Genomic DNA, 13925 nt, shown 5'->3' with positions numbered 1-13925 from the left:
ATTCAATGGCAAAAAAAACAATATCGATTAAGGGAGCACGTGCCCATAATTTAAAAAATGTATCCATAGAGATCCCTAAGGATAAGCTCGTCGTTTTAACTGGTTTATCAGGATCAGGTAAATCATCACTAGCTTTTGACACAATCTATGCAGAAGGACAGCGCCGGTATGTTGAGTCTTTATCTGCCTATGCACGTCAATTTTTAGGACAGATGGACAAACCAGATGTCGATGCAATTGAAGGATTATCACCGGCCATTTCGATTGATCAAAAAACAACCAGTAGAAATCCTCGTTCTACCGTAGGTACGGTCACGGAGATATATGACTATATGAGACTACTGTTTGCACGTGTCGGGCACCCCGTTTGTCCTCATCATGGGGTTGAAATCACTTCACAAACGGTCGAGCAAATGGTTGACCGAATATTGGAATATGAAGAAAGAACCAAACTTCAGATCCTGTCTCCAGTTGTGACTGGACGTAAAGGAACGCATACTAAAGTATTAGAAGATCTCCAAAAAGAAGGATATGTTCGACTACGCGTAGATGGAGAGATGCGTGAAATAAGTGATGAAATTCAATTGGATAAAAATAAAAAGCATTCGATTGAAGTAGTTATTGATCGAATTGTCGTCAAAGAAGGCATAGAAGGACGTCTTTCCGATTCGCTTGAAACAGCCCTTCGATTAGGAGACGGTCAAGTAGTAGTAGATGTTATCGGTCAAGAAGAATTACTATTTAGTGAGAAGCATGCCTGTCCAATTTGTGGATTTTCTATTAACGAACTAGAACCAAGACTATTTTCTTTTAACAGTCCTTTTGGTGCTTGTCCAACATGTGATGGGCTTGGCTCACAGTTAGAGGTTGATGTAGATTTGGTTATTCCAAATCGTGATCTATCACTAAATGAAGGGGCTATTTCAGCATGGGAGCCGACTAGCTCGCAATACTATCCACAGTTGTTGAGAAGTGTTTGTGATCATTATGGTATTGATATGGATATAGCTGTGAAGAAGCTTCCGAAAAGCCAGTTGGATAAAATTTTAAAAGGTAGTGGCAAAGAAAAGATAAACTTCCGCTATGAAAATGATTATGGAATGACGAGAGAGAATGATATTTATTTTGAAGGTGTTTTAAACAATATTGCTCGTCGATATAGAGAAACCTCCTCTGATTTCATTCGTGAGCAGATGGAAAAATATATGGCAACAAAAGCATGTCCAACTTGTGAAGGCTATCGATTGAACCAAGAAGCGATGGCAGTAAAAGTTAATCAAAAACATATAGGACAAGTTACCGAATTATCTGTCACGGAGGCACATCATTTTTTTACAACATTGAATTTATCAGAGAAAGAGCGGCAGATATCTGCGATGATCATTCGAGAATTGGATGATCGCCTAACCTTCTTGTCCAATGTGGGACTGGATTACTTAACCTTATCGAGAGCTGCAGGGACATTATCTGGTGGAGAAGCACAACGTATACGTCTTGCGACTCAAATTGGTTCAGCTTTAACGGGAGTTTTATATGTATTGGATGAGCCATCGATTGGTCTGCATCAACGTGATAATGATCGGTTAATTGCAACATTAGAAAGAATGCGAGATCTTGGCAATACGTTGATTGTCGTCGAACATGATGAGGATACGATGCTTGCTGCTGATTATTTAGTTGATATCGGTCCAGGAGCTGGAGAGCATGGTGGAGAAATTGTTGCTCAAGGTACACCTAAACAGGTAATGAAAAAGAAAGGCTCTTTAACAGGACAGTACCTTTCTGGTAATAAATTCATCCCTATTCCAAGCGAGCGCCATGAAATTAAAGAGCGTTTTATTGAAATTATCGGGGCAAGCGAGAATAATCTAAAAAATGTCAATACTAAAATTCCGATCGGTGTATTTACTGCTATAACAGGTGTATCTGGATCAGGGAAAAGTAGTCTGATCAATGAAATCTTACACAAAAGCGTTGCAGCAAAATTACACCGAGCTAAACATAAGCCCGGTAAGCATAAAGAGATTAAAGGGATCGAACACCTTGAAAAGGTTATAGATATCGATCAATCCCCAATTGGTAGAACACCCCGCTCCAATCCGGCAACATATACAGGGGTATTTGATGATATTCGAGATGTTTTCTCCCAAACAAACGAAGCCAAAATCAGGGGCTATAAAAAAGGTCGTTTTAGCTTTAATGTAAAAGGTGGTCGCTGTGAAGCCTGCCGGGGAGATGGGATTATAAAAATCGAAATGCACTTTTTACCAGATGTTTACGTTCCGTGTGAAGTATGTGAAGGAAAACGCTATAATCGAGAAACATTGGAAGTGAAATATAAAGGGAAAAATATTGCCGATGTTCTAAACATGACCATTGAAGAAGCACTAAAATTTTTCGAAAATATCCCGAAAATTAAAAGAAAACTGGAAACAGTGTTTGATGTTGGGCTTGGCTATGTACGTCTAGGACAGCCTGCTACTACTCTTTCTGGAGGGGAAGCACAAAGGGTGAAGCTAGCGAGTGAATTACACCGTCGCTCGAATGGGAAGTCTCTCTACATTCTTGATGAGCCGACAACTGGTTTACATGTTGATGATATTTCTAGATTGTTAGACGTTATTCAAAGACTAGTCAAAAATGGTGATACTGTCGTTATTATTGAACATAACCTCGATGTAATCAAAGCTGCGGATTACATCATTGACCTTGGCCCAGAGGGGGGAGATGGTGGAGGTACCATAGTAGCTACTGGTACGCCAGAAGAGATTGCAGAGGTAGAAGAATCACATACTGGTCGTTATTTAAAACCTATTTTAGAACGAGATAAGAAAAGAATGGGAATCGAAGTAACAAGCTGAAGCCGTGCCCCGGAAAGCGAAGTATTTTGACAGAGCGGATAAAATATACAGATATTATTGATCGGATCCTGCTTACAACTCTCTTGTTCCAGCACCTCAAGATACTGCACCTTGGATGGATGACATCATCCGATGGTGCAGTTTTGTTATTATCTAATTAAAAGCTTCTATCTAAGCTCCATTACAAGCGTTTAAAACATGTCTGTGATAAAATATTCTATGTATCATTAAGAGGCAAAGGAGGCAACGAACATGGAACCAATTGAAATGAAGAAGCTACAAGTAGAAATTGATCAATTAGCCAATAGAGAAGTATATGTACATTTGGAAACGACGAATGGAGCGTATGCTAGTCATTTTAATAAAGATGCTTATAATGTTGGAGCGTTTATACGTAATGCGAAAGTAACCTATCAAAGAGGAAAGGTCGTCGGTACGGGGAGTACATATCGAGTTGGCTTGAAATTAGACATCGGCTGGATTTATGCAGAGGGCGTTAACCAATTTGAAGTAGATGAAGAGGGTAGACTTCTGATGGCAGGACATGATCGAGAAGGCCGTTTAATGGTTGCACTCCAAATAGGTGAAACACCATTTCATTACTAATTTAGAAAAAAGGAGGAATCAACATGCAGGAGGAACATGTTGTTGTCATATACCCACATCCAGATGATGAAGCGTTCGGGGCTTCCGGAACCATTGCAACATTTAGGGAAAAGGGAATTCCAGTTACATACTTATGTGGTACATTAGGCGAAATGGGGAGAAATATGGGAAACCCAACATTTGCTACAAGAGAAACCCTACCAGAAATACGGAAAAAAGAATTGATCAAGGCATGTGAAATCATGGATGTTCAATTAGAGATGCTTGGTTACCGGGATAAAACATTAGAGTTTGAATCAAAGGAGGAAATGGCAGAGCATTTATTTTCGTATTTGAATAAAATAAAACCTAGTCTAGTTATTACACACTACCCAGGACATGCCGTTCATCCGGATCATGATGCTTTTGGGGCTGCAGCAATAGCGGCTGTTGAAAAGTTTCCAGTAGACGAGCGACCTACTGTATGGGCCCAAGCAATTAGTTTAACACATGTCGAGGAATTAGGAGAGCCGCAAATTAAAAATGACATTACACCAGTATTTAAACAAAAATTTGCAGCAATTACCGCTCACAAATCACAAGCAGATGGTATGCTGGCAAAGGTAAAAAAAGAGTCAGAAGATGCTGAAAAGGCAGCACAAAGTTGGTTGGGCGTAGAATCCTTTTATATTTGGGATTTTAAGTCTTAAGGATTGGCATCATAACAAATATTTAGCATAAAATAAGTTTAGTATCGTGAATATGTGGAATTCTACTTATAGGCTTTAATGATTTTCCTAAGGAGGAAATGCAATGGGTAAGAAACTATACCGCTCAGATCATGAGAAAATGCTAGCAGGAGTACTCGGTGGGGTAGCAGAGTTAACTGATCTAGATGCAACCATTTTAAGAATTATTTACGTGATTTTGACTATTTTCACTGCTGGTTTTCCCCTTTTTGTGCTTTATATAGCAAGTGCGATTATTATTCCAAGAAGAGAGGCTGAGTAAGAATGCGTTGGCTCATTTCTCTCGTCCTAAATGCACTAGCCTTAATGCTTATCGATTATTTATTTGACTCAATTATTATTGATGGCTTTCTCATCGCCATATTAGCAAGCCTCATATTATCTATTCTTAATGTGATCGTAAAGCCAATTTTAGTAGTATTAACATTGCCCATTACCATCTTAACTTTAGGTTTGTTTTTGTTCATCATTAATGCGATAACATTAATGATTACACAGCTTTTATTAGGGGATGGTTTTATTATTGAAGGCTTTGGAACAGCTATTCTTGCTGCTATTCTATTTTCGATACTAAACTTATTCATCAACCGAATCATAAAAGATTAGAAATGAGCCGTTATGACTATTTAGTTATAACGGTTTTTTTGTACGTTAGGAAAGTATAAATTTTTTGCAGGAAGTAAAGCGACGAATCGAAAATTTTGAAGTCCAAAGTATAAGAAAAGCTAACCATCTGCGTTTTACTAATAGATTAACCTAGCAAAATAAAGAGATTCCGTGAAATGAACAGGACATAATCCATACCGCACTTTTTCAACAAATCAGAATAAAAGTATACGAAAACTTTAAAAAAATGCTACAATATATAATGAAATTATTCGTGCTATATAGTAAGGTGTCGTTCACAAAACACGAGAACAAAAACAACAGATGAAGTGGTAGTTAAAGGGGGGCTTTAGAAATGGCGAAAGTTCGTACACAGGATTTACTTGATCGGTTTAAGATGGAGCTTATTGCAGGTAAAGAAGGGGTTCACCGAGAAATCTTTATGAGTGAGGTATCTCGACCAGGGATTGAATTAACTGGTTATTTTAAATATTACCCAAAGGATAGACTGCAATTATTAGGTAAGACAGAGTTATCTTATTTTTCTGAGCTAACAGTGGAGGAGAAAAAGGATCGCTCTTATAAATTATGTACGGACATTACACCAGGCATTGTAGTAACAAGAGATATGGAGGTTCCGGAAGAATTAGTAGAGGCATGTGAAAATTCCGGGGTGCCACTTATGCGATCACCCTATAAGACAACACGTGTGATAAGTCGGATCACCAATTTTTTAGAAGCGAAATTTGCACCATTTACAGCAGTCCATGGTGTACTTGTAGATATATATGGGATTGGCGTTCTTATTACAGGCCAGAGTGGTGTAGGGAAAAGTGAAACTGCATTAGAGCTTGTAAAGAGAGGACATCGTCTTGTAGCAGATGATAGTGTCGAGATTCGTCAAGAGGATTATGATCGATTAATCGGTTCTTCTCCTCCATTGATTGAACACCTTCTTGAAATTAGAGGACTTGGTATTATTAATGTGATGACATTATTCGGTGCGGGATCTGTACGTTCTCATAAACGAATTTCGTTAGTCATAAACTTAGAGACATGGGATCAAAAAAAGCAGTATGACCGATTAGGTCTAGAGGAAGAGACGATGCAAATTATTGATGTAAAGGTACCTAAGGCAACCCTTCCTGTTCGACCTGGACGTAACCTTGCTGTTATTATAGAAGTGGCTGCAATGAACTTCCGATTGAAGCGAATGGGTGTCAACGCAGCAGAGGAGTTTTCACAAAGATTATCTAAAATGATTCAAAATGGAGAACGCGAAATCGAATCAGAATTTGATCTCGATATCGAATAAGCGGAACGGAAATGGAGGAGATGGAGCTTGGCATGTGAAGCACCCGCATTAGATCCAGTATTTCTCTGGGTTGGCTCCTTACCTATTTATTGGTATGGGGTGATTATTGCTTCTGGAGCATTTTTAGGACTTTGGGTTGCAACAAGAGAAGCAGATCGTTTAGGAGTTAAAAAGGATTATATCATTGATTTAGTTGTCTTTGCTATTCCGATTGCCATTCTATTTGCTAGGATATATTATGTTATATTTGAATGGGATCGTTATGCTGGCGGGCCTTGGTGGAAGGTCTTCGCTGTTTGGGAAGGCGGAATTGCGATACACGGTGCACTGATCGGTGCAGTACTAACCGCTATTGTGTTTACAAGAGTTCGTCGTTTGTCATTCTGGCAAATTGCAGATATCCTTGCACCGAGTATTATCTTAGGACAAGCAATTGGCCGCTGGGGTAATTTTATGAATCAGGAGGCTCATGGTGGTCCAATTTCAGAAGCTACATATAACAATTTCCATCAATATTTGCCTGATTTTATCATGAATCAAATGTGTATAGATGGAACAATGTATCATCCGACCTTCTTATACGAATCGATCTGGAATATTTTTGGTTTCGGTTTACTCCTTTTATTACGAAAATATCCACTACGAAGAGGGGAGCTATTCTTATCCTATGTCATTTGGTATTCAATTGGCAGATACTTTATCGAAGGAATGAGAACGGATAGCTTATATGTGGTAGCGAATCTAAGAGCAGCACAATTACTTTCTGTAATATTAATTATTGTTGCGATTGCTCTCATTATTTATCGTCGTAAGAAAGGATTATCCGATAAAACGTATCAAGGTAAAAAAATAGAGAAAAAATAATATGGTGTAGTAATTGACTGAGACATAACTAAATAGGGAGAATGAGAATCCGAACATCTTCTGACTGAGCGTAGTCAAAATACGTAGACTCTTTGGGAACAGTACGAGCTGGATTTACTTTGCGACTTTGCAAAGTTAGCAGATTGCCGTGCCCACTGTAAAGGAAACACTGCGAAAGTTTACTTGAGCAGATGTTGACGCCCTATCGGTAAAAGCGAAGTATTTTGACGGAGCGGTTTCAGTGCACAAATATTAATGTTCGGATTTTTTCTTCCTTATTACTTTTGTCCCAGCCAAACTTTTTCATAAAAGTAGGAGGATTAAAATGAGGATGGAAACTGTTTTGTTTGATTTAGATGGAACGTTAATTGATACGAATGAATTAATTATCGCTTCATTTACTCATACGATAGAGAAATATGCTGATCGACCATACACGAGAGAGGAAATTATTGACTTTATCGGCCCCCCTTTAATCGATAGTTTCCAAAAAGTAAATCCTGACCTAGTAGAAGAAATGATGGCGACATATCGGGAACACAATTATGCCCATCATGAGCAATATGTAGAAGCATATCCAACCGTTGTAGAGACAATAAATGAACTAAAACAAGCTGGGCTGAAGCTAGGAATCGTCACAACAAAATTGTCTGATACAGCAAAGCTAGGACTGAAAATTACAGGAATGGATCAACTATTTGATGTGCTTATTGGTCTAGATGATGTAGAGAATGCTAAACCACACCCAGAGCCAATATTAAAGGCGATGAATCTCTTACATGCAAATCCAATGACAACTTTGATGGTTGGAGATAATTATCATGATATCGAAGCAGGGCATAATGCTGGAGTAAAAACAGCCGGGGTTGCATGGTCACTAAAGGGAAGAAAGGTCTTAGAAAAGCATGATCCAGATTACATGCTTGAAGAAATGCGCGATTTATTAGCAATAGTTGGAGTGGAATAATCATGCGAAAAACAGACCGTTATAAAGTATATGGAGCTAATTCATTGTGGCATGTCTATAAAACCGTTCCTTTTTGGAAGGTTATAAAAAACTTCACTGTGATCCAATTAGCAAGATATACCCCCTTTTTAAAAGTAAAAAACTGGTTATACCGAACATTGCTAAAAATGGAGGTAGGAGATAAGACGGCTTTTGCTTTAATGGTCATGCTAGATATTATGTTCCCTGAGAAAATACATGTTGGTAAGAATTCGGTAATTGGTTATAATACAACCATTTTGGCCCATGAATACTTGATTAAGGAATACAGGCTAGGAGAAGTGTACATTGGCGATGAGGTTATGATTGGTGCCAATAGTACGATTTTGCCAGGAGTTACGATTGGTAGCAATGCCATTGTCGCTGCCGGCACTATTGTCCATAAGGATGTACAACCAGGATCATTTGTTGGAGGAAATCCGATGAAGGTTATTTATACAAAAGAAGAAATGGAAAAACGAATCACACAAGATGAGTTCTTATAGGAGAAAGTGTAAATAAGGAGACTTTATCAGTATGGCCCTGCTGACGGTTATAATAAAAGATCTCCTTCTTTCATTCTCTCATTTTTAAAAAAAGTATTTTCATCCTTAAAATATATGTTATAATGCATTAGTCATCGATATTAAATACAACTAATTATTATAGATATAGAACGAAAAATAGAGAGGATGGAATCATCAGCGTGCCCAAACCTAACAAAACAAAGGAAAATGTCATACCTTTCATCCCTGAAGGGGATTTTTATTTTTCAAAAGGTGTGGAGGCTTACCAGAAGCGAAAATTTGAGCTGTCTATCAAGTGGTTTCAGAAGGCTCTATCTGAAAAACCTAATCATCCTTTATATCAATGTCAATTGTCCATTGTTTATACAGAGATAGGCTCTTACCATCTGGCGAATCAATTACTAACAGACGTACTAGCAAAGCATGGGGAAGACTATATGGATTGCTATTATTTAATTGCTAATAATTATGCACATCTTGGTTTATTGCAGGATGCTACAAAATATGCAGAGCTATATGTAGAAAAAGCACCTGATGGTGAATTCGCTGAGGAAGCGATTGGACTATTAAACGTATTGGATTTTGATGAGGAAGAAGAGGAAGATGAATGGGCATTAGAAGAAGAGGATGATGTCCTTATCTACCAAGAAACTGCTTTTTATCATTTAGAGCGTCAAGAATGGCAGGAAGCGATTGCCCTATTGGAAGAAATGATTACCTTATTTCCTGAATTCACTCAAGCTCGACATGAATATCATTATGCCCTATTTTTCGCAGGTGAACGTGAAGAAGCAATTGCGCTAGAAGAAAAGTATCTAAAGGAACATCCAGATAGCCTTTTTAGTTATATGAATCTTGCTGTTTTCTATTATCATGAAAATGAAGTCAAAATGTTGAAGCACATCATTTCTCTTCTCGATCATACATTTCCGATACATGAGCAACAAAAGCTCCGAATGGCGACAACTTTTGCACAAATCGGTTTATATGGAAAAGCATTAGATCGATTTAAACAGTTGAATAAAGGTAAATTAAGAGGACATCCTTCTTATTATAGATGGTATAGTACTTGTTATTATTTTTTAGGTGATGAAAAAAAGGCAGAGGATCTTTGGCGAGAAGGATGTAAGGAACATAATATTTTATTAGAACAATCACCACCATGGCAAACACCTGAAAAGCCATGAGCAAAACATTAGACCTTTTTCATCTTGAATAAGATAATAAGTGTAGGATTAGAAGAAAGGATGAGCTACGATGTCAGAGGAAAGAATTTATGATGTTATTATCGCTGGTGCAGGACCTGCAGGCATGACTGCAGCTGTATACACATCACGCGCTAATTTAGATACATTAATGTTGGAAAGAGGTATACCTGGTGGACAAATGGCGAATACAGAAGATGTCGAAAATTATCCAGGATATGACCATATCTTAGGTCCGGATTTGTCGAATAAAATGTTTGATCATGCCAAAAAATTTGGTGCAGAGTATGCTTATGGTGACATAAAAGAAGTAATTGATGGAAACGAATATAAAACCGTGATTGCTGGATCAAAAGAGTATAAGACACGTGCATTAATTATTACCACTGGTGCACAGTATAAAAAGCTTGGAGTACCAGGTGAAGAAGAATTAGGTGGACGTGGAGTATCCTATTGTGCTGTTTGTGACGGTGCCTTCTTTAAAGAAAAAGAATTAGTAGTTGTCGGTGGTGGAGACTCAGCGGTAGAAGAGGGTGTTTATTTGACTCGATTTGCCAGCAAAGTAACAATTATTCACCGTCGTGATGAACTACGTGCACAGAAAATCCTACAGGACCGCGCTTTTAAAAATGACAAAATTGATTTTATTTGGGATACCATTGTGAAATCGATCAATGAGAAGGATGGCAAAGTAGGAAGCGTCACATTACTCAATAAAAAAACGGGAGAAGAATTTGAACATGAAACTAATGGTGCCTTTATTTATATTGGTATGGTGCCATTAAGTGAGCCTTTTAAATCTCTAGGAATCACGAATGAGGAAGGTTATATTCCAACAAATGAGAATATGGAAACGAGTGTACCAGGAGTCTTTGCTGCAGGTGATATTCGTGAAAAAGAATTGCGTCAAATCGTAACAGCTACAGGAGATGGAAGTATCGCGGCACAAGCAGCACAGGCATATATTGAGAATTTAAAGGAGTCAGTCAATATTCCTAGCTAGTCCTGTCATCTTTTCGACATATGAACGTAAAAAGAAATTAACTTCCCTGTAACACGGACGAAATATAAAAAGGATATAATGTAGTTAACTAATTGACCCCCTTTTTAATAAATATATTACTTGACGGCATAGGTTTTCACCTATGCCAATTTTTTTTTATCCATTAAATCCCTTAGTAAATTTTATTTTCGATATTTGTAACTCCTTCTCCACTCAGTATATAATAGAGTGAGAGCAAAAAAAGATAACCTTTTGCGGTAAGTGGATGAAATGGGAGGAGTAATGCAATGGGGACAAAAAAGGAAGAAACAAAACTAGTTATTATAACAGGGATGTCTGGTGCGGGTAAAACGGTCGCTGTGCAAAGTTTTGAAGATTTAGGGTATTATTGTGTTGATAATTTGCCTCCAGCGTTATTGCCTAAATTCCTAGAATTAATGCGAGATGCAACGAATAATATTCAAAAAGTAGCACTTGTGATGGATTTAAGAGGTAGAGAATTTTTTGATTCCTTATTTGAGGCTTTGGACCAATTGGGTCAGGAAAATTGGTTAGAGGAGCATATTCTTTTTTTAGATGCGAGTGATCAAGTACTTGTTTCGCGCTATAAAGAAACGCGTCGATCACATCCACTTGCACAGGATGGATTACCGTTAGAGGGGATCCATGCAGAAAGAAAGATTCTAGATGAATTAAGAGGACGTGCACAACATTTTATCGATACCTCTGAATTAAAACCAAAGCAATTACGAGAAAAAATAGTGCAACGATATAGTGAAAAAGAGCAAGAAATCTTTTCGATTCATACGTTATCATTTGGCTTTAAGTACGGATTGCCTATTGATGCAGATTTAGTATTTGATGTGCGTTTCTTACCCAATCCCCACTATGTCGAAAATTTACGACCACTAACAGGTTTAAATACAGATGTATCCTCTTATGTATTCAAATGGTCGGATACAAAAGCCTTTGTTGATAAAACGGTTGATTTATTAGAATTTATGCTTCCACAATATAAACGGGAAGGGAAAAGTCAACTCGTTGTCGCAATAGGTTGTACCGGCGGGCAGCATCGTTCTGTTGCGATTGCGGAATATTTAGCAAAATATTTTCAAAAGAACTATGTCACACATGTAAGCCATCGTGATATCGATAAGCGAAAGGGAAAATAAAAATATGACACAAACAGATAGAAAAAAAATAGTTGTGATCGGCGGTGGAACAGGTATGCCGGTACTTTTGCGTGGTCTTAAGGAATATCCCATTGACCTATCCGCTATTGTAACAGTGGCAGACGATGGTGGGAGTTCTGGTCGCCTTCGCACAGAGATGGAAATACCAGCACCGGGCGATATAAGGAATGTGATTGCTGCATTATCCGATGTAGAACCAATGCTAATGGATCTGTTTCAGCATCGGTTTACGAAAGGAAACGGATTATTAGGTCATTCCATGGGAAACCTACTGTTAGCAGCGATGACATCTGTTACAGGCGATTTTTATACAGGAATAAAGGAAATTTCTCGTGTTCTTAATGTGGAAGGCAATATTTATCCAATTGCTAATCAAAATATGTTCCTTCATGCAGAATATGAGGATGGAGAGATTGTATTAGGTGAATCCAATATTCCAAAAGCACGAAAACGAATTAAACGAGTATTCCTAAAGCCGAACCCGGTTTTACCACTACCTGAAGCAGTGACAGCGATTAAAGAGGCGGATATAGTTGTCATTTCACCTGGTAGTCTTTATACAAGTATTCTACCTAATTTAATTGTTCCTCAAATTGGTCAAGCATTAAAGGAAACAAACGCCAAAGTGGTATATGTATGTAATGTGATGACACAGGTTGGGGAAACTAATGGTTACACAGCTTCTGATCATGTTCAAGCAATTATGGATCATATTGGACCAGGATGTATTCAATCTATTATTGTTCATAATAAATCGATTGATCCATCCGTACAATTAATTTATGCAGAGGAAAATGCTGCTCCTGTTAAAATTGATGTCGAAAAATTAAAAAGCTTAGACATAGAAATAATTGAAGCAGATATAGTAAAACAAAAAAACCATTCTCTAAGACATGATAAGGATAAAATTGCAGATGTTCTTATGTCTTTTTTAGAATAGTGTTAAATGTCTGTAAGGGACACTTCAAGAATCGACCTGTATAAGGAGGGGGGAGAAAGTTGTCATTTGCATCGGAAATTAAGAAAGAATTAACGAAAATCGAGAACGATAATTGCTGTAATCGTGCAGAGCTGGCTGCCCTGATTAGAATGAATGGAGCAGTTTCCTTTTCACGCTTACATTATTCACTCGATGTTCAAACAGAAAATGCAGCAATAGCACGTAGAATATACACATTGATTAAAACAATTTATGCCTATCCTGTTGAATTACTCGTAAGGAAAAAAATGAAACTGAAAAAAAATAATGTATATATTGTAAGAATGAATGAAGGAGTTAAGGAAATGCTCTTGGATATGGACATACTTCAAGAGCCGTATCAATTTATTCGAACTATTTCAGATAAGTATATTAAGAAAGACTGCTGTCGAAGAGCCTATCTAAGAGGGGCTTTTTTAGCAGGTGGTTCTGTGAATAATCCAGAAACCTCCTCTTATCATCTTGAAATTTATAACTTTTATGAAGAGCATAATCAAGCATTATGTGATTTATTAAATAATTATGAATTACATGCAAGAATTTTAGAACGGAAGAAAGGTTTTATTACGTATATAAAAGAGGCCGAAAAAATCACCGAATTCTTAAGCTATATTGGAGCACATCAGGCATTATTTAAATTTGAAGATGTTCGAATTGTTCGTGATATGCGTAATTCCGTAAATCGCCTTGTGAATTGTGAAACAGCAAATCTAAATAAAACGATTGGTGCGGCATTTAGACAAGTGGAGAATATCCGATATATTCAAGAAACGGTTGGACTAGATGCACTACCAGATAAGTTAAAGGAAATTGCGGAACTTAGATTAGAACATAATGATGTATCTCTTAAGGAATTAGGGGAAATGGTCTCTGGAGGGAAGATTAGTAAGTCAGGAATTAACCACCGATTGAAGAAAATAGATCAATTTGCGGAACAAATAAGAAGTGAAAAACTTACTGTAAATAAATCCTAGAGCATATGTGTTAAACATGTGCTCTTTACCTTTTAAAATGCTAAGTAAAAACTTTTGTGTAATATTGGAAGAAGTGATA

At 37.5% G+C, this 13925-nt stretch carries 14 protein-coding genes; all 14 read left to right on the top strand.

What is annotated here, in order from left to right; all coding sequences use genetic code 11:
* Positions 1 to 5 precede the first annotated feature (5 nt).
* The 14 genes from uvrA (at position 6) to whiA (ending at position 13846) form a co-directional block, all read left to right on the top strand.
* Positions 6 to 2861, top strand: a complete 2856-nt coding sequence (uvrA, locus tag ACZ5N5_RS18755) for an excinuclease ABC subunit UvrA (protein WP_109983536.1) — start codon at positions 6 to 8, stop codon at positions 2859 to 2861.
* A gap of 252 nt (positions 2862 to 3113) precedes the next feature.
* The gene (locus tag ACZ5N5_RS18750) at positions 3114 to 3467 is read left to right on the top strand and encodes a YojF family protein (RefSeq protein ID WP_054787057.1); all 354 of its coding nucleotides are present in this window, start codon (positions 3114 to 3116) and stop codon (positions 3465 to 3467) included.
* A 23-nt stretch (positions 3468 to 3490) separates the two neighbouring features.
* The gene (gene bshB2 / locus ACZ5N5_RS18745; RefSeq protein ID WP_054859907.1) at positions 3491 to 4156 is read left to right on the top strand and encodes a bacillithiol biosynthesis deacetylase BshB2; all 666 of its coding nucleotides are present in this window, start codon (positions 3491 to 3493) and stop codon (positions 4154 to 4156) included.
* Between the two features lie 103 nt (positions 4157 to 4259).
* Entirely contained in the window at positions 4260 to 4457 is a 198-nt protein-coding gene (locus ACZ5N5_RS18740) for a PspC domain-containing protein (RefSeq protein ID WP_054787056.1), read from the top strand.
* A gap of 2 nt (positions 4458 to 4459) precedes the next feature.
* Positions 4460 to 4801, top strand: coding sequence for a phage holin family protein (locus ACZ5N5_RS18735; protein WP_054787055.1), 342 nt, complete (start codon positions 4460 to 4462; stop codon positions 4799 to 4801).
* Between the two features lie 355 nt (positions 4802 to 5156).
* Positions 5157 to 6116, top strand: a complete 960-nt coding sequence (gene hprK / locus ACZ5N5_RS18730; protein ID WP_109983533.1) for an HPr(Ser) kinase/phosphatase — start codon at positions 5157 to 5159, stop codon at positions 6114 to 6116.
* Between the two features lie 27 nt (positions 6117 to 6143).
* Complete coding sequence (lgt, locus tag ACZ5N5_RS18725; RefSeq protein ID WP_464372891.1) at positions 6144 to 6980, top strand: prolipoprotein diacylglyceryl transferase; 837 nt, start codon at positions 6144 to 6146, stop codon at positions 6978 to 6980.
* A 325-nt stretch (positions 6981 to 7305) separates the two neighbouring features.
* On the top strand, positions 7306 to 7947 hold the full coding sequence (ppaX, locus tag ACZ5N5_RS18720) for a pyrophosphatase PpaX (RefSeq protein WP_109983531.1): 642 nt from the start codon (positions 7306 to 7308) through the stop codon (positions 7945 to 7947).
* Between the two features lie 2 nt (positions 7948 to 7949).
* Positions 7950 to 8471, top strand: coding sequence for an acyltransferase (locus ACZ5N5_RS18715; protein ID WP_054859912.1), 522 nt, complete (start codon positions 7950 to 7952; stop codon positions 8469 to 8471).
* A gap of 200 nt (positions 8472 to 8671) precedes the next feature.
* A complete protein-coding gene (locus ACZ5N5_RS18710) occupies positions 8672 to 9679 on the top strand; it encodes a tetratricopeptide repeat protein (protein ID WP_181397429.1) in 1008 nt (335 codons plus the stop codon).
* Positions 9680 to 9749: 70 nt separating this feature from the next.
* Positions 9750 to 10700, top strand: coding sequence for a thioredoxin-disulfide reductase (gene trxB, locus ACZ5N5_RS18705; RefSeq protein WP_054859913.1), 951 nt, complete (start codon positions 9750 to 9752; stop codon positions 10698 to 10700).
* 287 nt (positions 10701 to 10987) lie between these two features.
* Positions 10988 to 11872 carry an RNase adapter RapZ gene (gene rapZ / locus ACZ5N5_RS18700; RefSeq protein ID WP_109983529.1) on the top strand — a complete coding sequence of 295 codons (885 nt, stop codon included), beginning with the start codon at positions 10988 to 10990 and terminating at the stop codon, positions 11870 to 11872.
* Between the two features lie 4 nt (positions 11873 to 11876).
* Positions 11877 to 12833, top strand: a complete 957-nt coding sequence (locus ACZ5N5_RS18695; RefSeq protein ID WP_464372890.1) for a gluconeogenesis factor YvcK family protein — start codon at positions 11877 to 11879, stop codon at positions 12831 to 12833.
* Between the two features lie 59 nt (positions 12834 to 12892).
* The gene (whiA, locus tag ACZ5N5_RS18690) at positions 12893 to 13846 is read left to right on the top strand and encodes a DNA-binding protein WhiA (RefSeq protein ID WP_109983527.1); all 954 of its coding nucleotides are present in this window, start codon (positions 12893 to 12895) and stop codon (positions 13844 to 13846) included.
* Positions 13847 to 13925 lie beyond the last annotated feature (79 nt).

Source organism: Gracilibacillus sp. JCM 18966 (assembly GCF_055392695.1).
Note: the sequence above shows the minus strand (reverse complement) of the source record. Positions and strands in the feature narration are given on the sequence as shown.